Origin of the sequence: Duganella sp. CT11-25 (assembly GCF_047302815.1) — a bacterium.
Lineage (GTDB): Bacteria > Pseudomonadota > Gammaproteobacteria > Burkholderiales > Burkholderiaceae_D > Rugamonas.
In genome coordinates, this window is record NZ_JBKBFD010000001.1 from 6,401,679 (window position 1) to 6,427,683 (window position 26,005).

A 26,005-nucleotide genomic window follows, 5' to 3' on the forward strand; every position below is an offset into this window, starting at 1 on the left:
TTGCTATAGTTCGCCTCCCCGCAAAACGCTGCATCTGATGCAAAGCGGAAAAACGGGGAAGTAAGAAAAGGTAGTTGACGAAATAAGCGAAGTGCTTCATACTCTTCCTTCTCTGCTGATGACAAACAAAACGCTTTGTCGATAACTGCAGAGGATGTACCGAATTACGGTTCTTTAAAAATTAACAGTCGATAAGTGTGGACGTTTGATGAGAGTGCACGCGGAGCTTCGGTTCCGCGATACTTAAAATATCAAATGTTCACAAGAAGTAATGAAATAGGCGCTACGAAAGTAGTGGCCTGTCAGTATTTTGAGTGAGCGACCCGTCGAAAGACGGTGACACGAAAGTGTCAAATAAACAGAGATTAAACTGAAGAGTTTGATCCTGGCTCAGATTGAACGCTGGCGGCATGCCTTACACATGCAAGTCGAACGGCAGCGCGGGGCAACCTGGCGGCGAGTGGCGAACGGGTGAGTAATATATCGGAACGTACCCTGGAGTGGGGGATAACGTAGCGAAAGTTACGCTAATACCGCATACGATCTAAGGATGAAAGCAGGGGACCGCAAGGCCTTGTGCTCCTGGAGCGGCCGATATCTGATTAGCTAGTTGGTGGGGTAAAGGCCCACCAAGGCATCGATCAGTAGCTGGTCTGAGAGGACGACCAGCCACACTGGAACTGAGACACGGTCCAGACTCCTACGGGAGGCAGCAGTGGGGAATTTTGGACAATGGGCGCAAGCCTGATCCAGCAATGCCGCGTGAGTGAAGAAGGCCTTCGGGTTGTAAAGCTCTTTTGTCAGGGAAGAAACGGTGAGGGCTAATATCCCTTGCTAATGACGGTACCTGAAGAATAAGCACCGGCTAACTACGTGCCAGCAGCCGCGGTAATACGTAGGGTGCAAGCGTTAATCGGAATTACTGGGCGTAAAGCGTGCGCAGGCGGTTTTGTAAGTCTGTCGTGAAATCCCCGGGCTCAACCTGGGAATGGCGATGGAGACTGCAAGGCTAGAGTTTGGCAGAGGGGGGTAGAATTCCACGTGTAGCAGTGAAATGCGTAGATATGTGGAGGAACACCGATGGCGAAGGCAGCCCCCTGGGTCAAAACTGACGCTCATGCACGAAAGCGTGGGGAGCAAACAGGATTAGATACCCTGGTAGTCCACGCCCTAAACGATGTCTACTAGTTGTCGGGTCTTAATTGACTTGGTAACGCAGCTAACGCGTGAAGTAGACCGCCTGGGGAGTACGGTCGCAAGATTAAAACTCAAAGGAATTGACGGGGACCCGCACAAGCGGTGGATGATGTGGATTAATTCGATGCAACGCGAAAAACCTTACCTACCCTTGACATGGATGGAATCCCCGAGAGATTGGGGAGTGCCCGAAAGGGAACCATTACACAGGTGCTGCATGGCTGTCGTCAGCTCGTGTCGTGAGATGTTGGGTTAAGTCCCGCAACGAGCGCAACCCTTGTCATTAGTTGCTACGAAAGGGCACTCTAATGAGACTGCCGGTGACAAACCGGAGGAAGGTGGGGATGACGTCAAGTCCTCATGGCCCTTATGGGTAGGGCTTCACACGTCATACAATGGTACATACAGAGGGCCGCCAACCCGCGAGGGGGAGCTAATCCCAGAAAGTGTATCGTAGTCCGGATTGTAGTCTGCAACTCGACTGCATGAAGTTGGAATCGCTAGTAATCGCGGATCAGCATGTCGCGGTGAATACGTTCCCGGGTCTTGTACACACCGCCCGTCACACCATGGGAGCGGGTTTTACCAGAAGTAGGTAGCTTAACCGCAAGGAGGGCGCTTACCACGGTAGGATTCGTGACTGGGGTGAAGTCGTAACAAGGTAGCCGTATCGGAAGGTGCGGCTGGATCACCTCCTTTCTAGAGTGGCACGGTCAGTAATGACCAGCTCATCAAGCGTTCACACTTATCGACTGTCAATAGATAGAGAACAGCAATATTGGGGCTGTAGCTCAGCTGGTTAGAGCACCGTGTTGATAACGCGGGGGTCGTTGGTTCGAGTCCAACCAGCCCTACCAGTGGTACCCATTGGGGGATTAGCTCAGCTGGGAGAGCACCTGCTTTGCAAGCAGGGGGTCGTCGGTTCGATCCCGTCATCCTCCACCAAAATGCTTTTACGTAAGTTAAGAAACTTAGGTAAGAGCAGTTCTCGTTCTTTAACAATCTGGAAGAAGTAAGTAAATTTTTATTGATCGCAACACCGACAGGTGGTGCGATGGGTAATGATTGTATGTATCAACAAACGCAACAACGTAGTACTTCTTATTCCTATAAACGCTCCTTGTAGACGCGCGGTCAGCGGCGCAGGGGCTAACGTTATAGGGACAAGTGAATAAGTGCACATGGTGGATGCCTTGGCGATTACAGGCGATGAAGGACGTAGTAGCTTGCGATAAGCTGCGGGGAGCTAGCAAACAAGCTTTGATCCGCAGATTTCCGAATGGGGAAACCCGGCCCTTTGGGTCATTGCATGCTGAATACATAGGCATGCAAAGCGAACGCGGCGAACTGAAACATCTAAGTAGCTGCAGGAAAATAAATCAACCGAGATTCCCAAAGTAGTGGCGAGCGAAATGGGAAGAGCCTGTACGTTTTAGCATGACGCATAACAGAATCCTCTGGAAATAGGAGCCATAGCGGGTGATAGCCCCGTATGTGAAATGCGATGTGTGGAACTAAGCGTACGACAAGTAGGGCGGGACACGAGAAATCCTGTCTGAATATGGGGGGACCATCCTCCAAGGCTAAATACTCGTAATCGACCGATAGTGAACCAGTACCGTGAGGGAAAGGCGAAAAGAACCCCGGGAGGGGAGTGAAATAGATCCTGAAACCGTGTGCATACAAACAGTAGGAGCGGACTTGTTCCGTGACTGCGTACCTTTTGTATAATGGGTCAGCGACTTACATTCAGTGGCAAGGTTAACCATATAGGGAAGCCGTAGAGAAATCGAGTCCGAACAGGGCGATAGTCGCTGGGTGTAGACCCGAAACCAAGTGATCTACTCATGGCCAGGATGAAGGTGCGGTAACACGCACTGGAGGTCCGAACCCACTAATGTTGAAAAATTAGGGGATGAGCTGTGGGTAGGGGTGAAAGGCTAAACAAACTTGGAAATAGCTGGTTCTCTCCGAAAACTATTTAGGTAGTGCCTCAAGTATCACCATCGGGGGTAGAGCACTGTTATGGCTAGGGGGTCATCGCGACTTACCAAACCATTGCAAACTCCGAATACCGATGAGTGCGAGCTTGGGAGACAGACGTCGGGTGCTAACGTCCGGCGTCAAGAGGGAAACAACCCAGACCGCCAGCTAAGGTCCCAAAGATTGGCTAAGTGGAAAACGAAGTGGGAAGGCTAAAACAGTCAGGATGTTGGCTTAGAAGCAGCCATCATTTAAAGAAAGCGTAATAGCTCACTGATCGAGTCGTCCTGCGCGGAAGATGTAACGGGGCTAAGCCAGTCACCGAAGCTGCGGATATGCAGTAATGCATATGGTAGGAGAGCGTTCTGTAAGCCTGCGAAGGTGTCTTGTAAAGGATGCTGGAGGTATCAGAAGTGCGAATGCTGACATGAGTAGCGATAATGGGGGTGAAAAGCCCCCACGCCGTAAGCCCAAGGTTTCCTGTTCAACGTTCATCGGAGCAGGGTGAGTCGGCCCCTAAGGCGAGGCAGAGATGCGTAGCTGATGGGAAGCAGGTTAATATTCCTGCACCGTCGTATGATGCGATGGGGGGACGGATCGCGGAAGGTTGTCTGCCTGTTGGAATAGGCAGTTTCTGGTTCATAGAAGGCGCTTAGGCAAATCCGGGCGCAGGATTCAAGGGACTGGGACGAGGCACTTAGGTGCTGAAGCAATCGGAAGTGGTTCCAAGAAAAGCCTCTAAGCTTCAGTCATACGAGACCGTACCGCAAACCGACACAGGTGGGCGAGATGAGTATTCTAAGGCGCTTGAGAGAACTCGGGAGAAGGAACTCGGCAAATTGGTACCGTAACTTCGGGAAAAGGTACGCCCTTGTAGCTTGACTGGCTTGCGCCAGAAGGGTGAACGGGTTGCAATAAACTGGTGGCTGCGACTGTTTAATAAAAACACAGCACTCTGCAAACACGAAAGTGGACGTATAGGGTGTGACGCCTGCCCGGTGCTGGAAGATTAAATGATGGGGTGCAAGCTCTTGATTGAAGTCCCAGTAAACGGCGGCCGTAACTATAACGGTCCTAAGGTAGCGAAATTCCTTGTCGGGTAAGTTCCGACCTGCACGAATGGCGTAACGATGGCCACACTGTCTCCTCCCGAGACTCAGCGAAGTTGAAGTGTTTGTGATGATGCAATCTACCCGCGGCTAGACGGAAAGACCCCATGAACCTTTACTGTAGCTTTGCATTGGACTTTGAATCAATCTGTGTAGGATAGGTGGGAGGCTTTGAAGCGGGGACGCCAGTTCTCGTGGAGCCAACCTTGAAATACCACCCTGGTTCATTTGAGGTTCTAACCTTGGCCCGTTATCCGGGTCGGGGACAGTGCATGGTAGGCAGTTTGACTGGGGCGGTCTCCTCCTAAAGTGTAACGGAGGAGTTCGAAGGTACGCTAGGTACGGTCGGACATCGTGCTAATAGTGCAATGGCATAAGCGTGCTTAACTGCGAGACTGACAAGTCGAGCAGGTACGAAAGTAGGACATAGTGATCCGGTGGTTCTGTATGGAAGGGCCATCGCTCAACGGATAAAAGGTACTCTGGGGATAACAGGCTGATTCCTCCCAAGAGTTCATATCGACGGGGGAGTTTGGCACCTCGATGTCGGCTCATCACATCCTGGGGCTGTAGCCGGTCCCAAGGGTATGGCTGTTCGCCATTTAAAGTGGTACGTGAGCTGGGTTTAAAACGTCGTGAGACAGTTTGGTCCCTATCTGCCGTGGGCGTTGGAAATTTGAAGGGGGCTGCTCCTAGTACGAGAGGACCGGAGTGGACAGACCTCTGGTGTACCGGTTGTCACGCCAGTGGCATTGCCGGGTAGCTAAGTCTGGAAGAGATAACCGCTGAAAGCATCTAAGCGGGAAACTTGCCTTGAGATGAGATTTCCCAGAGCCTTGAGCTCTTTGAAGGGTCGTTCGAGACCAGGACGTTGATAGGTCAGGTGTGGAAGTGCAGTAATGCATTAAGCTAACTGATACTAATTGCCCGTACGGCTTGTCCCTATAACCTTAGCAGGGTATAGAGAATGAGAAGTACGTTGGAACGTTCGTTGATATAACTTCATTACCCATTTACTTGCTTCTCCCAGATTCCGAGATGGCGCCACGCGCCGCTCTTACAAGTCAAAGCTTGATGACCATAGCAAGTTGGTCCCACCCCTTCCCATCCCGAACAGGACCGTGAAACAACTCTGCGCCGATGATAGTGCTGCAACCAGTGTGAAAGTAGGTTATCGTCAAGCTAGTTATATAGAAAAACCCCCACCAGCCTGAACGCGCTCAAGATTGCGCTCAGTGCCAGTGGGGGTTTTTTGCGTCTAAAGCAACGGGCCTCCACAATTTCTGTGCAGACATGCGATTGAGTTGTATCATTAATCGGTGTCCAACCCACCTGAGGTATCTCCATGACAGAAGCAAAAAAATATCGCTTGGTGACGCGTAGCGATTTTGATGGTTTGGTGTGTGCGGTGCTGTTGAAGCATCTGGATATGATCGACGAGATCCTGTTCGTGCACCCGAAGGACATGCAAGACGGTAAGATCGCCATCAGCGATAACGATATCACGACCAACCTGCCGTTCGTGGCCGGTGTCCACATCGCGTTCGACCACCATTTGTCGGAAACCATCCGCAATACCGGCGAGCGCAAGAACCACGTCATCCACCCTGAGGCGCCGTCCGCCGCGCGCGTGGTGTATGACTACTATGGCGGCCTGAAGGCCTTCCCGGCTTCGTGGGACGACATGATGGCGGCGGTCGACAAGGGCGACGCCGCGCGCTTCAACGAGCAGGAAGTGCTGAATCCCGAGGGCTGGGATTTGCTGAATTTCCTGATGGATGCGCGTACCGGCCTGGGCCGCTTCCGCGAGTTCCGCATCTCGAACTACAACCTGATGATGGACTTGATCGATTACTGCAAGAACCACACGATCGAGCAGATCATGGCCTTGCCGGACGTGAAGGAACGCAAGGAGCTGTATTTCGAGCACGCCGAGAAGTGCAAGGACCAGATCCGCCGCTGCGCCACCGTGCACAAGAACCTGGTGGTGCTGGACCTGCGCAACGAGGAAGTCATCTTCGCCGGCAACCGCTTCATCATCTACGCGATGTTCCCGCAGACGAATATCTCGATCCACGTGCTGTGGGGCTTGAAGAACCAGAACACGGTGTTCGCCACCGGCAAGTCGATCCTGAACCGCACTTCCAAGACCAATATCGGCGCGCTGATGCTGGAGTATGGCGGCGGCGGGCACGAGAATGCCGGCACCTGCCAGGTCGATAACGAGCGGTCGGAAGAGGTGCTGGGAGCACTGATATCCCGGATCAACTCGGAAGGCTAAATAAGAAACGGCGCTCATTGAGCGCCGTTTAATTATGCCTCTTCTTTTTCAGGAAGGGCGATCTGGTTGTCGACGCTGAACTGGTAGTCCTTGAACACGTGTTCGGCCGTCAGCAACTGGTACTCGCCATTCGCCTTCTTGTGCGTGGTGTCCTTCAGGCGGTAGGTGTAGTGGCCGCAGGTCCAGCAGTTGAAGTTGCGCATGTGCGTGCACAGGCAGGTCTTGTCCATCACCACGATGTTCTTCTCGTTCGGATGCGCCGCCACTTCGCGGTTGTACGAGTTGATATAGGCGCAGTTGCCGGTCGCGTCCAACAGGTAGCCGTAGGATTCGCAGCCCGGGCGGATGCCGGCGCCGATGGCCGGCGTGTTCTTCAGCATGCGCATCGGGTAGCCGGTCGGCGAGACGCCGTTGACGATGATGTCTTCTTCCGACGCTTTGTAGTATTCCTGCTTGACCTTGGCCGGTAGGCCGCATTCGTTGGTGACGGTGAAGCGGGTGGCCACCTGCACGCCAGCCGCGCCCGCTTCCAGGAAACGCACCGCGTCGCTGCCGGTGAAGATGCCGCCCGCCGCGATCAGCGGGATGTCCAGGTTCTCGGCCTTCAGGTAGTCCAGCAGTTCCTTGGTGATGGTCATCAGGTCGTATTCGGCCCAGTCCATGCCGAAGCCCAGGTGGCCGCCGGCCAGCGGGCCTTCGACGATGATGAAGTCCGGCAAACGGTCCAGCTTGGCGTTCTTGCGCAGGAAGATTTGCAGCGCGCGCACCGACGAGACGATGATGCCCAGCTTGGCTTCGCGGAAACGCGGGTGGTCGGCCATCAGCGCGAACGAGCCGAAGTGCAGGCCGGCCGACAGGGTGATGCCGTCGATGCCGGCGTCCAGCGCCGCGTTCAAACGGGTGCGCAGGGTTTCGCGCGGGCCGTTCATGGTCAGCTTTTCCATGCAGTTCACGAAGATCAGGCCCGGGCCCTTTTTCGCGGCCATGGTGGCGCCGATGTGGCGGCGCTGCGCGTCGGCCAGGCGTTCGAGGTCGAACTGCACCACCGACTTGTCCATGTTGTTGATGTTGAACTTGTAGAGCTTGGTCTTGTCCTTGACGAAACTGGTGTCGAACTTGCGGTCCGAGACATCTTCCACCATCGCATCGGAGATATGACCGATGCCGCCCAGGCGGGCCGCTTCCAGCGCTAATTCTGAAGTCGAAATATCCACACCCATTCCGCCGACCATGATGGGCACATACTCGTTATTGCCAAATCGCAGGCGGAAATCATCAACACGTTTCATTGCTATCCTTAGACTACCGAGGTTGGTTGCCGGGCGATGGTGCCCAGCGCTATGCGGTGACGCAGTCGCGCGGTAGTACATTGCATGGAGCTCCGTTAATTCTACTCCATGTGTACTACAGCTTTGTGACGGCGCGGCATGGGCCGCGCGCACGGGATCAGTCGCGGAAGTTGTTGAATTCCAGCGGCATGTCCGGCACGTCCTTGCGCAGCATGGCCATCGCGGCCTGCAGGTCGTCGCGCTTGGCGCCGGTCACACGCACGGATTCGCCCTGGATGCTGGCTTGCACTTTCATCTTGCTATCCTTGATGACGCGCACGATTTTCTTGGCATCCTCGGATTCGATACCGTTCTTGACCTTGATGATCTGCTTGACCTTGTCGCCGCCGATTTTCTTGATGTCGCCGTCTTCCAGGAAGCGCACGTCGACCTTGCGCTTGGACAGCTTGTTGGTCAGCACGTCGCGCACTTGTTGCAGCTGGAATTCGGAATCGGCAACGACGGTCAGTTCGTTTTCCTTGTGCTCGACAGATGCGCCGGTACCCTTGAAGTCAAAACGGGTGGCGATTTCCTTTTGAGATTGCTCTACAGCATTCTTCACTTCGATCATATCGGCTTCAGAGACTACATCAAACGACGGCATGGCTATTTCCTTTTCGTGTGGCATGCAGCTGACTTGAATCCGGCTGCATCAAAGTCTGACATTTTAACGGACAACGAGGCCGCCGCCGCCATATCGGCGGTGGTTTTTTATCGGTTTGCCTCTATAATCGACTAAATTTATCGGTTTTCCCATGTCCTTACAGCCCACTCCCCACTTCCCCCTGCAATCCCTCAACACCTTCGGCATCGCGGCGACCGCGCAAGCCTATTTGCGCGTGACAAAAACAGAGCAGCTGCTCGGCGTTTTTGCTGATGCCGCATGGGCTACTTTGCCGCGACTGGTGTTGGGCGGCGGCAGCAATTTGCTGCTGACGCAAGACTTCGCGGGGCTGGTTTTGCACATCGCGCTGCAGGGCAGGGACGTGGTCGGCGAGGATGAGCAGCACCGCTACGTGCGCGCGGCGGCCGGCGAGAACTGGCATGCGTTCGTGCAATGGACGCTGGCGCAGGGCTTGGGCGGACTGGAGAATCTCTCGCTGATCCCCGGCACGGTGGGCGCGGCGCCGATCCAGAATATCGGCGCCTATGGGCTGGAGACCAAGGATGTGTTCCACAGCCTGACGGCCTTCGATCCGTCCACCGGGACCACGCGCGAGATGCGTGCGGCGGAGTGCCGCTTCGCCTACCGCGACAGCATCTTCAAGCAGGACGGCGGCCGCCATCTGATTATCCTCGACGTGACGTTCGCGCTGCCCAAGCGGTGGCAGCCGAACCTGCGCTACGCCGAGCTGGCGCAGGCGCTGGCGGAGCAGGGCATCGCGGCGCCGAGCGCGCAGCAGGTTGCCGATACGGTGATCGCGATCCGGCGCCGCAAGCTGCCGGATCCGGCCGTGATCGGCAACGCGGGCAGCTTCTTCAAGAATCCGGTGGTCGACGCGGCGCAATGTGCGGCCCTGCTGGAGCGCTTCCCGACGCTGGTGCATCACGCGCAGCCGGACGGCAGCGAGAAGCTGGCGGCCGGGTGGTTGATCGATCAATGCGGCTGGAAGGGACGCAGTCTCGGTGCTGCGGGCGTGTATCCGAAACAGGCGCTGGTGCTGGTGAATAACGGCGGCGCCACCGGCGCGGAAGTGGTGGCGCTGGCCAAGGCGATACAGGCCGACGTGCAGGCGCGCTATGGCGTGCTGCTGGAGCCGGAGCCGGTCTTCATTTAAGAGCGGTGTCAGTGCCGACATTCGGACACGAGCTCAGCTATTGTAATAGCTGAGCTCGTGTCCGAATGTCGGCACTGACACCGAGGCTGGACACCGAGGCTGGGTTAGCCGAAGTGGCAGACGTAGTCGAGCGTCTCGAGCGTCTCGATATCGAAGCTGGTGTTGGCGCCGACCTTGAATTCCTGGCCTGCGCCGTAGGTGTTCCATTCGGTGGCGCCGGCCAGGCGCACCTTGCACACGCCGCCGACGATTTCCATGATTTCCGGCGCGCCGGTGTTGAAGGTCAGGCTGGACGGGAAGATCACGCCGACGGTTTTCTTGCTGCCGTCCGCCAGGATGACGCTGTGCGAGACGCACTTGCCGTCAAAGTAGATATTCGATTTCTTGACGACGCTGACTTGATCAATTTGAGCACTCATGCTGCTGTTTATCCTTGGTTATTCGCTGGGTTCGATGCTGGAGTAAGACCGGGCAGGCCGGCCGCGTTCATCACGCGGTTGCGGCCGCCGCGCTTGGCGGCGTACAGTGCCTGGTCGGCTTGCTGGATCAGCTCCTCGATGCTGGAGGCTGGCGACGGCACCACGCTGGCCACGCCGATCGACATGGTCACAGAGGACAGTTCCGTACTCGCTTGCGGATTTTCAATCGCGAGCTGTTCCAGGTGGCGGCGGCATGACTCGGCCACGATCAGTGCCCCGGTCAATTCAGTCTCCGGCAGGATAATCGCGAATTCCTCGCCGCCGTAGCGCGCAGCCAGATCGGCCGGGCGCTTCAGATGTTCGGTTAATACGGCGGCCACCTTCTTCAGGCACAAGTCGCCCGCCAGGTGGCCGAAGCTGTCGTTGTACAGCTTGAAAAAATCCACGTCGCACATCAGCAGCGTCAAGGGCTTCTTGTCGCGCTGGCCGCGCTGCCATTCGATGCGCATGGTGTCGTCGAAGCGGCGGCGGTTGGCGATGCCGGTCAGGCCGTCGAGGGCCGCCAGCTTTTGCAGTTCGATGTTGGCGTCGGCCAGCTGCTTCTGGCTTTCGCGCAGGAAGCGGAAGGCCTGGTCGCGCTGCAGGCGGCTGATGTGCGCGCCCGAGTGGTAGCGCACGCGCGCCAGCAGTTCCAGCTTGTCCGGCAGCTTGACCATGTAGTCGTTGGCGCCGGTGGCGAAGCTGTGGGCCTTGAGCTTCGGGTCTTCCTTGGCCGAGAGGACGATCACCGGCACGGTGCGCAGCGCCGGATCGTCGCGGTACTGGGCGATCAGGCCGAAGCCGTCGATGGACGGCATCACCAGGTCCTGCAGGATCACGGTCGGCTGCAGCTGCAGCGCCGATTCCAGCGCCTTGGTGGCGTCGGTCACGTAGTGGAATTCGATGTCGGACTGGTCGCTCAACATGCGGCGCACCGCCTCGACGATGATCAGCTGGTCATCGACCAGCAGCACCCGCACTTTGAAAACGGGCAGTGCGTGTTCCGGATCTGCTGCGATTACATTTGCTTCGGACATCGGTGTTCTCTTTTTCTGTCAGGCGCGTCCGCCCAGGGTGCTGCGCAAGACCGGTCCGATCTTCGACAGCGGTAAAATCATTTGCGCCGCATCCAGCTCGGCGGCGGCGCGCGGCATGCCATACACCGCGCTGCTGGCCTGGTCCTGGGCGATGGTGGTCTGGCCGGCGCGGCGCATCGCCAGCAAGCCTTCGGCGCCGTCGCGGCCCATGCCGGTCAACAGCACGCCGACCGCCTCGCCCTTCCAGTGCTGCGCCACGCAGTGGAAAAACACGTCGACCGACGGCCGGTAGGCGTAGTCCTTCGGATTGGCATCGTAACTCAGCCGGTGGTTTTGATCCAGCGTTAAGTGGTCGTTGCTCTTGGCGATCAGGACCGTGCCGGCCACCAGTTCGTCGCCCTGTTCGGCGGCGCGCACCGGCATGTCGAGCTGCTCGCCCAGCCAGCGCGCGAAGTTGTCGGCGAAGTGCTGGTCGATGTGCTGCACCACCACGATGGCGCAGCCGCGCGGCGGCACCCAGCCGGCCAGCATCTTGGACACCGCCACCGGGCCGCCGGTGGAGGCGCCGATCGCCAGCAGCGAGGTGACGCGCTCCGGCGCATCCGGCGCCGCGGCCGCGGCGCCGGCATGGCCGTTGGCGGCGGTCTTGGGCATCATGGCCTGGCTGCCGCCGCTGTGGCGTATCAGCTTGTCCATGGTGCGGATCTTGGCCAGCAGCTCGGTGTCGCCGCCCGGCTGGCCTTGCAGCACCGGCGTCGCCGTCACGTCCAGCGCACCGGCGCCCAGCGCGCGGAACACCTGGTTGACGTTGTCCTGCGGACGACCGGTCACCACCAGGATCGCACACGGGCTTTGCTCCATGATCACGCGGGTGGCCTCGACACCGTCCATCTCCGGCATGTTCAGATCCATCAGGATCAGGTCCGGGCAGTTGTCGGCGCACATGCGCACGGCTTCCAGGCCGGTACGGGCGATCCACAGCACCTGGTGCTCGGCGGTGCTGGCAACCACGCGCCGCAGCGCTTCGGCCGCCATGGCGACATCGTTGGCGATGGCGATCTTCATCTACGTGCGTCTCCAATCAAATCGCTGACGGCGTCGAGCAGCGTCTCGTCGTGGAAGCTGCCCTTGGTCAGGTAATAGTCGGCCCCGGCCGAAAGACCGCGCGCGCGGTCTTCAGGCCTGTCTTTGTAAGAGACTATCATGACTGGCAATTTATGCAGGTGTATGTCCTTCTTGATAAGGGTGACCAGCTCGATGCCGTCCATGCGCGGCATGTCGACGTCGGTGATCACCAGATCGTAGTCGCCGCTGCGCACCACGTTCCAGCCGTCGATGCCGTCGATGGCGATATCGACCAGGAAGCCCCGCGCCAGCAGCAGCTTGCGCTCCATTTCGCGCACCGTGAGCGAGTCGTCGACCACCAGGATGCGCTTGGTCTTGCGGCGCTCGGCCTGGTCGGACTTGGTCAGCTGGTGCAGGCCGCCCTCGTGCAGCAGCTTGTCGATCGACAGCAGCAGGTCCGGCACGTCAAGGATCAGCACCGGCTCGCCGTCGTCCAGCAGGGCGGCGGCGGAGATGTCGCGCATCTTGCCGAAGATCGGATCGATGGCCTGCACCGCCAGGCTTTGCTCGCCGCGGATGGCGTCCACCACCAGCGCATAGCGGCGCGCGCCGCTGCCGATCACCACCACCGCCAGTTCGGTGCTGCCGGCCTCGGTGTCGCCCAGTTCCAGCACCTGCGCCGCCGAGACCAGGCCCAGATGCTCGCCGCCGAAATCGAAGAACTGCTTGCTTTCCAGGGTGTGGATGGCGGACTGCGGCACCTTGATCACGCGCTCCACCTGTACGATGGGCACCGCGTAGGCCTCGCCCTTGACGTCCACCACCAGCGCGCGCACGATCGATTGCGTCAGCGGCAGCGTGATGTAGGTGCGGAAGCCGGTGCCCAGCTCCGATTCGATGCGCACCGTGCCATTCTGCGAGCGTATGGTTTCGTGCACGATGTCCAGGCCGACGCCGCGCCCGGAAATCTCGGTGGTGCTTTCCTTGAGGCTGAAGGCGGGCAGGAACAGGAACTCCAGCAATTCCGCCGGCGACAACGAGGCCGCCATCTGCGCGCTGGCCATCTTGCGGTCGATCACGCGGGCGCGGATTTTTTCCAGGTCGACGCCGTTGCCGTCGTCGCTGATCTCGATACTGAGCATGCCGGCGCGGTGCTTCGCTTCCAGCACGATGGTGCCGGGACCCGGCTTGCCGGCGGCGATGCGCTCGGCGGCCGGCTGCATGCCGTGGTCGATGGCGTTGCGCAGCATGTGATTGAGCGGGCTTTCGATCCTGGCCAGGATGTCGCGGTCGACCAGCGTATCCTCGCCGATGATCTGCAGCTGCACATCCTTGCCCAGGTTGCGCGCCAGGTCGCGCACCATGCGCGGGAAGGCCTGCACGCCGTCGCGGAAGGGACGCATGCGCATGGTCAGCACTTCGTCCACCATGCCTTGCGAGACGGCCAGCAGGCGGCGTTCGTAGGCTTCGATGTCGGCGATGTGCTCCAGCACGAACTGCTTGAGCGGATGGGTCTTTTGCAGCGCCAGCAGGGACTTCTCTTTCAGGTTGGCGTCGTCGCTGTTGGCGATGGCCTCGTGCAGCTGCTCGATCAGCGAGAACAGGCTGCTCTGGTTGCGCTTGAAGCGCTGCATGTTCTGAATGAAGGGATGCATCTGGTGCGCGTTGATGCGCGATTCGCTGGCCAGCGACAGCAGCTTGTCGAAGTTTTGCGCGGTCTTCAGCGCGGCGGCGGGCAGGCGGGCGCCGGGCGCCTGCGCTTCTTCCGTAGCGGCGGCCGGCGCCTGGGCGGCGATCGGCAGCTCGCCGACCGGGAAGGCCGGGGCGGCGGCTGGCGCGGAGGCCGGCGGCGGCAGGCCCGCTTCGGCTTGCAGGTTGACGGGTTCCGGCAGGAAGGCGATGGTGGCGATGGCGTCCAGCGTGCGCTTGATCTGTTCGGCGTTGGCGGCCAGCCAGGCGTCGACGCCGGTGTCCTGCAGGCGCGACAGCTGGAGGATCAGGTCGACCCCGGCCAGCAGTACGTCGACGCGGTTCGGCGTCAGCGCCAGCTTGCCGTGCTGCGCGGCGATGAAGGCGTCCTCCATGCCATGCGCCAGCTGCACCACCACTTCCAGGCCGACGATGGCGGCGGCGCCCTTGATCGAGTGGGCCGCGCGCATCATCGATTCGACCGCGCCGGCGTCGTCCTTCAGGCGCTCCATCGCCAGCAGGCCGTCGGTCAGGATCTGGGTCTGGCTGTCCGCCTCCATGCGGAACAGGTCCAGCATGGAAAACTGGCTCAGGTCTGCGTTGCCGAGCTTGTCTTTATCCTGGCTCATCGCAGGGTCCTCGCGAGTTGATAGCCGATCAGCGCTTCGTCCAGTACGCCGATATGCATGTCTTCATGCGAAATCACGCCGGTCAGGAAGCGGGACAAGCCCTTGTTGATGGTGGCGGCCGGCGCCTGCACCGTGGCCGTGGCGTAGCGCAGGATGCCATGCAGGTCGGCCACCGGCAGCGCGTAGGCCTGGTCTTCCCATTGCGTCAGCAGCACGCGGGCGAAGGTGTGGCGATTGGTGGCGGCTTCGCCTTCGCTGGCGTCGATGCCCAGCAGGTCGGCCAGCGACATGCAGGGATAGAGCGTGCCGCCGACGTTGACGATGCCGCTCAGGCCACGGCCGTTGCGATGCGGCAGGCGGTGCGGCCTGGCTTGCGGCGCCACCGAGACGAACATCCTGGTCGGCAGCGACAGCCATTCGCGGCCGATGCGGAACACCAGGCAGGAGGCGTCGAGCTGCCGGGCGCCGGAGGCGGCCTGGCGGAAGTGCGCGGCCCAGTCCTTCTTGTAGTCGTCGCCGACCACGCGCTGCAGGTTGCGCTGGGCGGCGCCGGCGTAGACCTCGCAGTTGCGGCAGTGGACGGCCTGCTCCAGCTTCTCGCAACTCTGGTCGCCGACCACGCCGATGCGGTTCCAGCAGTCGTCGATGTCGACAATGGCGATGGGGGAGGTGGTGTTCGTCATGTGTGGTCGCCTTTATGCTTGCTGGCGTTTGTAGATGCGCGCGGCGCGGGCCTTGAGCGCGGCGGCGCCGGTGGCGTCGTTGTTGGCCTCGGCCAGCAGCGCCAGGTGGCACAGCGCTTCGTAGTGGTCGGGCTGCAGGTAGATGCAGCGCTTCCAGTAGTCTTCGGCGAGCTTGATTTTGTTGGTCAACTCGTTCAGCAGGCCGAGGATGAAATAGGCTTCGGCCGAATCGGGCTGCTGCGCCAGATGGTCGCGGCATGTGCTTTCGGCGGCCTTGACGTCGCCCAGGTCGGCCAGGCGGCGCGCCTCGACCAGCAGGTCGACGGCGGGCGTGGTCGCGGCGGTCGGCTTCGCTGCGGCCTTGGGCGCCGGCGCGGCCGGCGGCTTCGCTGCGCGGGGTGCCGGTGGCGCGGGCTGCTGCTGCGCTGTGCCCCGGGCCAGGCGCGCCGCCGGCGGCGCGGCCTTGGCGGCCGAGGCGCCGGGGTGCGCCGTCTTGCGCGGCGCGGCGGCGGCCTCCTTGGTCAGGCCGAACGCCTGTGCGTACTTCAGCGGCGCAAAGCCGTGCTGGCAGAACGAGGGCACCTCGGCATAGCCGGCGAACAGCTGGCCGTCGGACGCCAGCAAGGCTTCCAGCTTGGCGATGGCGGCCTTGGTGGTCGGCTTGTCGAAGTAGATCAGCAGGTTGCGGCAGAAGATCACGTCGTAGTAGCCGGTGCGCGTGCCCAGGTCGAACTCCAGCAGGTTGCCCTGCTTGATGCGGACCTGCTTGCGGATCGCGTCGGCGATGCGGTACTCGTCATCGCCGAGGTGGCTGAAGTAGCGGTCGCGGAAGCCCATCTCCTGGCTGCGGAAGGCGTTGCGGCCGTAGATGCCGCTTTTGGCGCGTTCGACGCAGCCGGGGCTGATGTCGAAGGCGTCGATGATGAAGCTCCCCGGCGGGATGCCGGCGTCGGACAGCACCATCGCGATCGTGTACGGTTCCTCGCCGCCGGCGCAGGGGATGGACAGGATGCGCACCAGGCGGCCGTTGTCGGCGGCCAGCCGCGTGCGGACGAAATCGGCGGCGGCGTGGAAGGCCTGCTGGTCGCGGTAGAACCACGATTCCGGCACCACCACCAGTTCGATCAGCTCGGTCAGCTCCTCCGGCGTCATCTGCTCCAGGTACTGGTCCTGGTCGGCGACGGCGGTTTGCTCCATGCGGTTCCTGATGGCGCGTTCGACCAGGGACTTGGACAGGCTCAAGCCGGTGGCCTTGCGCAGCATGGACTGGGCGGGCGTCATGATGGCTGGAACAGCAGCGCGCGCAGCGACTCGGGCAACAGTTGTTCAAGTTCGACCAGTTGCAGCATGCCCTGCGCGTCGCTGGCGACCTGGCCGAGGAAAGGCGCCGCTTGCACGCCGCTGTCGGCCAGCTGCGCCTCGCTCACTTCCTGCACCCCCAGCACGCGCTCGGCGCGCAAGCCGAGCAGGTGGTCCGTGCCTTCCGGCGCGTGGTAGTCGGCGACGATGATGCGGGTGTCGAAATGGTCCTCGCCGGATGGCAGGCCGCTGGCCCGGCACAAGTCGATCACCGGCACCGACTGGCCATGGAAATCCATCAGCCCCGCCACCGGATCCGGCGCCAGCGGCAGGTGCTTGAGTTCCAGCAGCGGCAGCACGCGGACCACGTCGCGCAGGCGCAGGCCATAGCGGTCGGCGCCGATGTGGAAGATGAGGAGTTTCATCGGCGGCTCCGCTTACACCGCGACCGCGAAGTTGGCGACGCTGGTCTGCAGGTCGCCCGCCGCGTATTGAAGCTGGTGCACCGCTTCGCTGGTGGCCTTGAGCGATTCCACGGTCTGCTGGGTGGCCTCGTTCAGCTGCATCATGGTTTCCGAGATCTGCTGCGCGCCCACGGCCTGTGACTGCATCCCCTGCAGCACCACGTCGAACTGCGGCGCCAGCTTTTGCACCTGGTCCATCACGCCCGACAGCTGGTCGGTCACCTGGCGCACCTCGCCGACGCTGCGGCGTATCTCTTCGGAGAATTTGTCCATGCCCATCACGCTGGCCGAGACGGCCGACTGCATCTCCTTGAGCATCTGCTCGATGTCCCAGGTGGAGACCGAGGTCTGGTCGGCCAGGCGGCGGATTTCGGTGGCCACGACCGAAAAGCCGCGCCCGGCCTCGCCGGCCTTTTCGGCCTCGATGGCGGCGTTGAGCGAGAGGATGTTGGTCTGGTCGGCCACCTTGGTGATGGTGATCAGCACGCTGTTGATGTTGGAGGCTTTCTCGGACAGCGCGGCCAGCTTGGCGTTGATCGAGTCGGTGGCCGAGACCATGTGCTGCATGGTGCTGTCCATGCGGCGCAGGTTGGTCTGGGCGTCGGCGGTGGCGTTGGTGGTGTAGTCGGCGACGGCGGTGGCGTCCTCCATGGTCTTGAGCAGCTGCGAGGTGTTGGCGGAGATTTCCTTGGTGGTGCTGAGGATCTCGACGCTGGTCTGGGCCTGCTCGATGCCGGTCGCTTCCTGCTGCTTGGCCGAGGCGGCGATCTCGGTGGCCGAGGTGGTGACCTGGATGCCGGCCTTCTGGATGTTGTTGAGCAGCGCGCGCAGGTTCTCGAACATGCGGTCCAGGCCATGGGCCAGCTGGCCGATGGCGTCGCTGCCGGAGACCTCGACCTTGCCGGTCAAATCGCCCGCTGCGGCCTTGGAGACCACGCCGAGCAGCGAATCGACCTTGGACTTGAGCAGGTTGGTGGCCGCCAGCTCGTTGGCCTGGCTGTCCTGGATGGATTGCGCCATGCGGTTGAATTCCGTGCTCACCCGGCCCAGCTCATCGCCGGAGAGCACCGCTGCGCGCGCCGATTGCTCGCCGCCGGCGATGCGGCCGACCGCGTGGGTCAGGTTGTTCAAGGGCGTCAGCAGCGAACGGACCAGCAGCCAGGCGATGGCCGCCGACAGCAGCACGCAGGCGACGCCGCCGGCGGTCAGTATCAGGCGCATGGTTTCCTGCAGCGCGTTGGATGCCTCGGCGCGGACGGCCAGCAGCTTGTGCTCTTCGTCCGCCGCCTGGTTCATGATTTTATAGACCTCGCCGATGGCGGAGGCGGTGCCCGACAGCTGGTTGGTGCGGCCCATGGCATCGGCCGCACCGGGCTTGTCGCCCATCGATTCGCGCAGCGCCAGCTGCGACTCGATGACGTCCTTGGACCAGGCGTTGATCATGGCTTCCAGCTTTTTAAAGCGAGCAACCTGGGTTGGATTATCGCTGGTTATTTTTTGCAGCGTCAGGATGGAGGCGGGAATGTCGCGCATTTCCTTGCGCGCTCGCTCAAGGCGTTCGGCGCTGCCGGTCAGGTAGTAGCCACGCGCCTCCACCTGGACTTGCAGCAGGTCGTTGCGCAAGCTGTCGATGTCCTGGATCACCTCCATCGTGTGCCTGTCCCAGCCGTTGGCGTCGGACAGGCTGTTGAAGCGGTTGTACGCGATGGACAGCAGCACCAGGATGATGGCGAGGATGGCGCCAAAACTCAGGTACAGCTTCTTTTTGATGCTCAGGTCTTTAAACATTTGATCTCCATGTGCCACGGTTCATCCGCCATTGTCCCACGCTCAGGCCGCCACGGCAAAGTTGGCGACACTGGTCTGCAGGTCGCCCGCCGCGTATTGAAGCTGGTGCACCGCTTCGCTGGTGGCCTTGAGCGATTCCACGGTCTGCTGGGTGGCCTCGTTCAGCTGCATCATGGTTTCCGAGATCTGCTGCGCGCCCACGGCCTGCGACTGCATCCCCTGCAGCACCACGTCGAACTGCGGCGCCAGCTTCTGCACCTGGTCCATCACGCCCGACAGCTGGTCGGTCACCTGGCGCACCTCGCCGACGCTGCGGCGTATCTCTTCGGAGAATTTGTCCATGCCCATCACGCTGGCCGAGACGGCCGACTGCATCTCCTTGAGCATCTGCTCGATGTCCCAGGTGGAGACCGAGGTCTGGTCGGCCAGGCGGCGGATTTCGGTGGCCACCACCGAGAAGCCGCGCCCGGCCTCGCCGGCCTTTTCGGCCTCGATGGCGGCGTTGAGCGAGAGGATGTTGGTCTGGTCGGCCACCTTGGTGATGGTGATCAGCACGCTGTTGATGTTGGAGGCTTTCTCGGACAGCGCGGCCAGCTTGGCGTTGATCGAGTCGGTGGCCGAGACCATGTGCTGCATGGTGCTGTCCATGCGGCGCAGGTTGGTCTGGGCGTCGGCGGTGGCGTTGGTGGTGTAGTCGGCGACGGCGGTGGCGTCCTCCATGGTCTTGAGCAGCTGCGAGGTGTTGGCGGAGATTTCCTTGGTGGTGCTGAGGATCTCGACGCTGGTCTGGGCCTGCTCGATGCCGGTCGCTTCCTGCTGCTTGGCCGAGGCGGCGATCTCGGTGGCCGAAGTGGTGACCTGGATGCCGGCCTTCTGGATGTTGTTGAGCAGCGCGCGCAGGTTCTCGAACATGCGGTCCAGGCCATGGGCCAGCTGGCCGATGGCGTCGCTGCCGGAGACCTCGACCTTGCCGGTCAAATCGCCCGCTGCGGCCTTGGAGACCACGCCGAGCAGCGAATCGACCTTGGACTTGAGCAGGTTGGTGGCCGCCAGCTCGTTGGCCTGGTTGTCCTGGATGGCCTGTGCCATGTGGTTGAATGCGGTCGTGACTTCACCCAGCTCGTCACGGGACAAGACGTCGGCGCGCGCCGATTGCTCGCCGCCGGCGATGCGGCCGACGGCGGCGGTCAGTTTGTTCAAGGGACCCAGCAGCGCCGCCGACAGCAGGTAGCCGACGACGATGGCCAGCACTACGCAGATGCCGCCGCCCAGGATCAGCAGCGTGGCCATCGTCTGCTGCAGATTGTTCGAGGTCTGCGAGCGCAGCGCCAGCAGGCGTTCTTCATCGGCGCTGATATCGTGGATCAGCTGCCGCACCTCGGCGACTGTCCTGGCGCCGTTCAGCACATCGGCCGCCGTCGCCACCTGCTGCGACACGCCCATCTGCTTGTTCAATGCGCGCCGTTTGTCCAGCAAAGGATGGATCACATTGATGATCCAGTTTTCCATCATGGGGCCGAGACGCTTCAGGCGCTCCTGTTGGATCGGATTGTCGGAGGTGAGCTGGAGAATGTTGGCCAGGTGGCGGCGCACGGCTTCTTCCTCGGTGGGGATCGGCGCGGTGGTGCTCTCGTCGCCGGTCAGCATGAAGCCGCGGGTCGAGGTCTGGATCTGCAGCAGGGCGGTCTCGATCTGGTTCGCTTCCAGCAGCACCTGCAGCGTATGCCGGTCCCACTCGCTGGCGGTGGAGAGCTTGCTGAAATTGGTGTAGGCCGTCGCCAGCAGGACCAGGATGATGGCGACGATGGCGCCGAAGCCGCCGGCGAGTTTTGTCTTGATACTGAGGTCTTTAAGCATATACGCTCCACTCTGATCAGGCTGTGGGAGCAATGTATCATTTTGTCGCCCTTTGCGGAGGACAAAAAAAAGAGCCGCTCATCGAGCGGCTCTCGTGTGTCGCTTATTGACCGCGCTTCAGGCGGGCGTTCGCGGCGATGCGCATGCGCAGCGCGTTCAGCTTGATGAAACCGCCGGCGTCGGCCTGGTTGTAGGCGCCGCCGTCTTCGTCAAAGGTGGCGATGTTCATATCAAACAGGGAGTCGGTCTTCGAATCGCGCGAGACGACGATCACATTGCCCTTGTACAGCTTGACGCGCACCCAGCCGTTGACGGTGGCCTGGGTGTGGTCGATCAGGGTCTGGATCGCGACGCGCTCCGGCGCCCACCAGTAGCCGTTGTAGATCATCGACGCGTAGCGCGGCATCAGGTCGTCCTTCAGGTGGGCCACTTCGCGGTCCAGCGTGATCGATTCGATGGCGCGGTGGCCCTTCAGCATGATGGTGCCGCCGGGGGTTTCGTAGCAGCCGCGCGACTTCATGCCGACGTAGCGGTTCTCCACCAGGTCGAGGCGGCCGATGCCGTGCTTGCCGCCCAGGCGATTTAGTTCGGTCAGCACGGTGGCTGGCGACATGCGCACGCCGTTCAGGGCGACGATGTCGCCGCGCTCGTATTCGATGTCCAGGTACTCGGCCTGGTCCGGCGCCGCCTCGGGGCTGACGCTCCAGCGCCACATCGATTCCTCGGCTTCGGCGCTCGGGTTTTCCAGGTGGCGGCCTTCGAAGGAGATGTGCAGCAGGTTGGCGTCCATCGAGTACGGCGCGCCGCCGTTCTTGTGCTTCATGTCGATGGCGATGCCGGCGTCTTCCGCGTACTTCAGCAGTTTTTCGCGCGACAGCAGGTCCCACTCGCGCCACGGCGCGATCACTTTGACGCCCGGCTTCAGCGCGTAGGCGCCCAGCTCGAAGCGCACCTGGTCGTTGCCCTTGCCGGTGGCGCCGTGCGAGATGGCATCGGCGCCGGTCTCGTTGGCGATCTCGATCAGGCGCTTGGCGATCAGCGGACGCGCGATCGAGGTGCCCAGCAGGTATTCGCCTTCGTACACGGTATTGGCGCGGAACATGGGGAACACGAAGTCGCGCACGAATTCTTCGCGCACGTCGTCGATGTAGATGTTCTCAGGCTTGATGCCGAACTTGATGGCCTTGGCGCGCGCCGGCTCCAGCTCTTCGCCCTGGCCCAGGTCGGCGGTGAAGGTGACGATCTCGCACTGGTAGTTATCCTGCAGCCACTTGAGGATGACGGAGGTATCGAGGCCGCCCGAGTAGGCGAGGACTACTTTTTTAATATCGCTCATGTTGATTCCATTCCTAGGTAAAGTTGTTTCCGCCGTCGTTCCCGCCTGGGCGGGAATGACGAATTACGTGTTGTCGACGCGGCCGATCAGCAGGTATTCGATCAGGGCCTTCTGGATGTGCAGGCGGTTTTCCGCCTCGTCCCAGACCACCGACTGCGGGCCGTCGATGACGTCGGCCGAGACTTCCTCGCCGCGGTGGGCGGGCAGGCAGTGCATGAACAGCGCGTCCGGCGCGGCGCGCGCCATCTTGGCGCCGTCGACGATCCAGCCGTCGAAGGCTTTCAGGCGGGCGGCGTTTTCCTCTTCGTAGCCCATGCTGGTCCAGACGTCGGTGTTGACCAGGTGCGCGCCTTCGCAGGCGTCGGACGGGTTCTCGAAGAAGGTGTAGCGGTCGGTCGAGACCAGCGACATGTCCATGTCGTAGCCCTTCGGCGTCGAGACGTTGACGTGGAAGCCGAACACCTCGGCCGCCTGCAGCCACGAGTACAGCATGTTGTTGGCGTCGCCGATCCAGGCCACCGTCTTGCCGGTGATGGCGCCGCGGTGCTCGTAGTAGGTGAAGATGTCGGCGAACACCTGGCACGGGTGGTGCTCGTTGGTCAGGCCATTGATCACCGGCACGCGCGAATTGGCGGCGAAACGCTCGATGATGTCCTGGCCGAAGGTGCGCACCATGATGATGTCGCACATGCGGCTCATCACCTGGCCGGCGTCTTCCACCGGCTCGCCGCGGCCCAGCTGGGAGTCGCGGGTGTTGAGGTAGATCGCCGCGCCGCCCAACTGGTGCATGCCGGCCTCGAAGGACAGGCGCGTGCGGGTCGAGTTCTTCTCGAACACCATGACCAGCGTGCGGTCGATCAGCGGGTGGTAGATCTCGTAGTTCTTGAATTTCCGTTTGATCAGGTGCGCGCGTTCAATTACGTACTCGTATTCGGCTAACGTAAGGTCGGAAAACTGCAGGTAATGCTTGATCGGTTTTTGGATAGACATAGTGACAACTGACAGGTGAGCGGGCGTGGGGCGAGGTGCCTGGCCGGCTTAGCCGAACAATTATAAAGGCAATTCGGCGGATAGGGCTAATTGCCGCAGATTATGCTGTCTATACAGGTACTTAGCGCGCTCCCGCGTCAATGATAGATCTGCGTCGTGGCGGCGGCCTGGTGCGCCGGCGCCGTCAGCGGCAGGTCGAGGGTGAACGTGGTGCCGGTGAGCGCGCTGTGCACGCTGATATGGCCGCCCAGTAGCGAAGTGACAATGTTGTAGCTGATCGACAGTCCCAGGCCGCTGCCGCCCTGGCCGAGCTTGGTGGTGAAGAAGGGATCGAAGATGCGCGACATATGCTCGGGCGCGATGCCGCCGCCGTTGTCGCGGAAGGTCACCAGCACGCGGCCGTCGGCCGGCGTGGTGGCGCGCAGCCACATGCTGCCGCTGCGCTCCTTGCCGAAGGCGTGCAGCAGCGCGTTGTTGATGAAATTGGCGATCACCTGGCCGAAGGGGCCGGGATAGCTGTCCATCGAAATCGACTCCGGCACCTCGATCTCGATGCGGTGGCTGGAAGCGCGGATGCGGTTCATCATGGTGGCGATCACTTCGTGCGACACCTGCTGCAGGTTGAACATGCGGCGCTGCTCGGTGGTGCGGTCCACCGCCACCTGCTTGAAGCTGTTGACCAGTTCCGCCGCGCTGGTCAGGCCGCGCATCACCAGCTCGTGGGCCTTGCGGGCGTCCGCCATGTAGCTGGCCAGGTCGGAGCGCTTCAGGCCTGGGCCGTTCAGCTGCGTCTCCAGCTCCTCGGTCTTTTGCATCAGCGTGCTGGCGATCAGCAGGCTGTTGCCGATCGGCGTATTCAGCTCGTGCGCCACGCCGGCCATCAGCGAGCCCAGGGCCGCCAGCTTTTCCTGCGACACCAGCTGGGTTTGCGCGTCCTTGAGCTGGCGGTAGGCCTCGGCGTTGTCGAGCGCGATGGCGCCGTAGGCGCACAGCGTGCGGAAGATCAGCCGTTCGCGCTCGCCGTAGGCGCGGGCGTGCATGGCCTGCACCGTCATCACGCCGATGGCGCGCTCGCCCACCAGCAGCGGCACGTACAGCGCGCTGGCGGTGGGCAGCGTGCCGGGCGTGAGGAAGATGGTCTGCGGGTCGAGCTGCTCGACGTAGACTTCGCGCCGTTCGCGCAGGCTCAGGGACGAGTTGGCGCGCGGGTTGTCCAGCGCGATGGTGTTGGCCGGCAGCGGCTGGCCGTTCTCGACGCCGAAGGCGCGCGTGATGCTGGCGCCGCCGGCGTCGCACATATAGATCGCGAAGGTGTTCGCCGGCAGCAGCGCCTGCACGTGGCGGTCCAGCGCCTGGAACACCGCCGTCGCGTCGAGATGGGTGGTGATCTCCTGGCCGATGACCGACAGGCGCTCCAGCGTGGCCGTGGTCTGCTGCAGCACTTCGGCGCGGCGCGCTTCGGAGGCGGCCAGTTCGCGGTGATGGAAGCCTTCGGCGCGCGCGTGTTCGGTCTGGTGGTGCACCTGCATGGCGATGGCGCGGTTGGTGGCGTCCTGGCTGTGGGTCTTCTCGCGCGCGGCGGCGGCCGATTGCGCGGCGGCGTAGGCCTGGGCGTAGTCGCCGATCTGCGCATACTCGCGCGCCAGCGCGTCGTGCAGGTCGCCGGGCAGGGTGTAGCCGTCGATGCCGGCGGCCACCGCCAGCGCCTGGTGCAGATAGTGCAGCGTGGCGTTGGGCTCGGTCATGCCGGGCGGCGGCGGCAGCTTGTGGCGCACATGGATCGCCGACATCACGCGCAGCGCGGCGACGTGGTTGTACAGGTTGGCCTGGCCGGCCGCCAGCTTGGCGGCGCGGGCGGCCATCTCCAGCGCTTCCTGCGGCCGGTCGAGGAAGCACAGCGCGTGCGCCTGGCCGCGCCGGGCGATGCTCTGGAAGTCTGCCTGGCGCAGGGCGTCGGCGCGGTGCTCCAGCTGGCGGAAGGCGTCCAGCGCGGCGGCGTGCTTGCCCTGGTCCAGCGACAGGTCGCCCAGGTAGTGCAGGGCGGTGGCGTAGCTGCGGCCACCCGACAGCGGCGCCAGGATGTCCAGCGCCTCCTTCAGCATTTCTTCGGTGGCGTCCAGCCGGCCCAGGCGGCGCATGGTGTCGGCGGTGTGCATCAGGCAGGCGCCGATGCTGCGCGGCCAGCCGGTGGGACGGGCCAGGTCGAGCGCGCTCTCCATCCATTCCAGCGCCGCGTGGTGGTCGTTGAGGATGGTGAAATCGAGGCCGATGTTGACGGCGGCGGTGATCGCCATGCGCAGCTGGCCGGTTTCCAGCGCCGCCTCGTAGCAGCGCAGGTAGTGGGCGGCGGCGGCGCCGAAGTCGCTCAGCTGGCTGGCGGCCAGGCCGTAGTAGTCGTAGATCCAGGCGGCGACGGCGGCCGGCCGGCGGCCATCCTCGAGGTCGAAGTGCTGGCCCCAGCGGCGCTCGGCCGTCGGCAGGTCGCGCAGCACGGTCCAGCGGGCGTTGGCCGCTTCGGCGATTTCGCTGCGCTGGCGGTCGCCGACCTGGCGGGCGGCGGCCGACATGCGCTCCAGTTCCGCTTCGCCCAGCAGGTGGTCGCCGCGGTCGATGGCGATCCAGGCGCGCAGCCAGTGGGCGTCGGCGCAGCCGGTATGGTCGTTGAGGTGGGACAGTTGGGCATAGGCTTGCGCCGCCAGCTGGTCGGCGGCGTCCAGCTGGCCGGAGAGCCAGGCCGCTTCCGCCTGCACCAGCTGCAGCCGCGCGGCGAGCAGCGCCATGGCGTCGGCGGCGAGGCTGGCGGCGGGCAGCAGTTGCAGGCCTTCGGTGGCCAGCGCGACGGCGCGGGCGGTGTCGCGCTGGCGCAGATGCCAGGCCAGCGGCACCAGCGCCGGCAGGCGCGCAGGTCCGCGCAGGGGATGCAGGGCTGCTTCCCACCGGGCCAACTCATCGTCGAGCGCAAAAATTTCCATGGCTACCCCAATACTTGCCTTGAGGAATTATAGACCTCAAACGCAGCTTATGCGCGCGCCAT

Annotated in this window: 16 protein-coding genes, 2 tRNA genes and 3 rRNA genes; 7 read left to right on the top strand and 14 right to left on the bottom strand. The window is 62.0% G+C overall.

All coding sequences use genetic code 11. The features are described 5' to 3' along the window. Positions 1 to 367: 367 nt before the first annotated feature. The 6 genes from ACEN9F_RS27780 to ACEN9F_RS27805 all read left to right on the top strand — a co-directional run bounded on the left by ACEN9F_RS27780 (position 368) and on the right by ACEN9F_RS27805 (position 6,570). Positions 368 to 1,896, top strand: a 16S ribosomal RNA gene (locus tag ACEN9F_RS27780). 81 nt (positions 1,897 to 1,977) lie between these two features. Then, a tRNA-Ile gene (locus ACEN9F_RS27785) sits at positions 1,978 to 2,054 on the top strand. Positions 2,055 to 2,066: 12 nt separating this feature from the next. After that, positions 2,067 to 2,142: transfer RNA gene (locus ACEN9F_RS27790), tRNA-Ala, on the top strand. A 216-nt stretch (positions 2,143 to 2,358) separates the two neighbouring features. After that, positions 2,359 to 5,233: ribosomal RNA gene (locus ACEN9F_RS27795) — 23S ribosomal RNA — on the top strand. Between the two features lie 126 nt (positions 5,234 to 5,359). Beyond that, a 5S ribosomal RNA gene (gene rrf / locus ACEN9F_RS27800) occupies positions 5,360 to 5,472 on the top strand. Together the 16S, 23S and 5S rRNA genes with 2 tRNA genes alongside form the textbook arrangement of a ribosomal RNA operon. 162 nt (positions 5,473 to 5,634) lie before the next feature. Then, entirely contained in the window at positions 5,635 to 6,570 is a 936-nt protein-coding gene (locus ACEN9F_RS27805) for an exopolyphosphatase (protein WP_413425407.1), read from the top strand. Between the two features lie 32 nt (positions 6,571 to 6,602). On the opposite strand, the gene ACEN9F_RS27810 is transcribed toward ACEN9F_RS27805, so the two are convergent. Then, positions 6,603 to 7,859, bottom strand: a complete 1,257-nt coding sequence (locus ACEN9F_RS27810) for a nitronate monooxygenase (RefSeq protein ID WP_413425409.1) — start codon at positions 7,857 to 7,859, stop codon at positions 6,603 to 6,605. A 157-nt stretch (positions 7,860 to 8,016) separates the two neighbouring features. Next, positions 8,017 to 8,502 carry a YajQ family cyclic di-GMP-binding protein gene (locus tag ACEN9F_RS27815; protein WP_413425411.1) on the bottom strand — a complete coding sequence of 162 codons (486 nt, stop codon included), beginning with the start codon at positions 8,500 to 8,502 and terminating at the stop codon, positions 8,017 to 8,019. Between the two features lie 151 nt (positions 8,503 to 8,653). On the opposite strand from ACEN9F_RS27815, the gene murB reads away from it, so the two are divergent. After that, a complete protein-coding gene (murB, locus tag ACEN9F_RS27820; protein WP_413425413.1) occupies positions 8,654 to 9,676 on the top strand; it encodes a UDP-N-acetylmuramate dehydrogenase in 1,023 nt (340 codons plus the stop codon). A gap of 104 nt (positions 9,677 to 9,780) precedes the next feature. On the opposite strand, the gene ACEN9F_RS27825 is transcribed toward murB, so the two are convergent. From ACEN9F_RS27825 to ACEN9F_RS27880, 12 genes are all read right to left on the bottom strand, one after another. Then, positions 9,781 to 10,095: a pyrimidine/purine nucleoside phosphorylase gene (locus ACEN9F_RS27825; protein WP_413425415.1), complete on the bottom strand. Its 315-nt coding sequence runs from the start codon at positions 10,093 to 10,095 to the stop codon at positions 9,781 to 9,783. Between the two features lie 8 nt (positions 10,096 to 10,103). Continuing rightward, a complete protein-coding gene (locus ACEN9F_RS27830; RefSeq protein WP_413425417.1) occupies positions 10,104 to 11,171 on the bottom strand; it encodes a diguanylate cyclase in 1,068 nt (355 codons plus the stop codon). An 18-nt stretch (positions 11,172 to 11,189) separates the two neighbouring features. Further along, the gene (cheB, locus tag ACEN9F_RS27835; protein WP_413425419.1) at positions 11,190 to 12,236 is read right to left on the bottom strand and encodes a chemotaxis-specific protein-glutamate methyltransferase CheB; all 1,047 of its coding nucleotides are present in this window, start codon (positions 12,234 to 12,236) and stop codon (positions 11,190 to 11,192) included. Next, positions 12,233 to 14,554, bottom strand: coding sequence for a hybrid sensor histidine kinase/response regulator (locus ACEN9F_RS27840; protein WP_413425421.1), 2,322 nt, complete (start codon positions 14,552 to 14,554; stop codon positions 12,233 to 12,235). Before ACEN9F_RS27840 ends, cheB begins: the two co-directional genes overlap by 4 nt. Beyond that, positions 14,551 to 15,237, bottom strand: a complete 687-nt coding sequence (locus ACEN9F_RS27845; RefSeq protein ID WP_413425423.1) for a chemotaxis protein CheW — start codon at positions 15,235 to 15,237, stop codon at positions 14,551 to 14,553. The genes ACEN9F_RS27840 and ACEN9F_RS27845 overlap by 4 nt, the downstream gene beginning before the upstream one ends. Before the next feature lie 12 nt (positions 15,238 to 15,249). Continuing rightward, positions 15,250 to 16,518: a CheR family methyltransferase gene (locus ACEN9F_RS27850; protein ID WP_413425425.1), complete on the bottom strand. Its 1,269-nt coding sequence runs from the start codon at positions 16,516 to 16,518 to the stop codon at positions 15,250 to 15,252. Beyond that, a complete protein-coding gene (locus ACEN9F_RS27855) occupies positions 16,515 to 16,961 on the bottom strand; it encodes a chemotaxis protein CheW (RefSeq protein ID WP_413425427.1) in 447 nt (148 codons plus the stop codon). The genes ACEN9F_RS27850 and ACEN9F_RS27855 overlap by 4 nt, the downstream gene beginning before the upstream one ends. A gap of 12 nt (positions 16,962 to 16,973) precedes the next feature. Then, positions 16,974 to 18,788, bottom strand: coding sequence for a methyl-accepting chemotaxis protein (locus ACEN9F_RS27860; RefSeq protein WP_413425429.1), 1,815 nt, complete (start codon positions 18,786 to 18,788; stop codon positions 16,974 to 16,976). Positions 18,789 to 18,830: 42 nt separating this feature from the next. Continuing rightward, a complete protein-coding gene (locus ACEN9F_RS27865; protein ID WP_413425431.1) occupies positions 18,831 to 20,645 on the bottom strand; it encodes a methyl-accepting chemotaxis protein in 1,815 nt (604 codons plus the stop codon). A gap of 103 nt (positions 20,646 to 20,748) precedes the next feature. Then, positions 20,749 to 21,981, bottom strand: coding sequence for an argininosuccinate synthase (locus tag ACEN9F_RS27870; protein ID WP_413425432.1), 1,233 nt, complete (start codon positions 21,979 to 21,981; stop codon positions 20,749 to 20,751). Positions 21,982 to 22,044: 63 nt separating this feature from the next. After that, positions 22,045 to 22,971 (bottom strand): ornithine carbamoyltransferase, encoded by a 927-nt coding sequence (gene argF / locus ACEN9F_RS27875; RefSeq protein WP_413425434.1) that lies wholly within the window; start codon positions 22,969 to 22,971, stop codon positions 22,045 to 22,047. A 137-nt stretch (positions 22,972 to 23,108) separates the two neighbouring features. Next, positions 23,109 to 25,943 (bottom strand): ATP-binding protein, encoded by a 2,835-nt coding sequence (locus ACEN9F_RS27880; RefSeq protein ID WP_413425436.1) that lies wholly within the window; start codon positions 25,941 to 25,943, stop codon positions 23,109 to 23,111. Between the last annotated feature and the right edge of the window lie 62 nt (positions 25,944 to 26,005).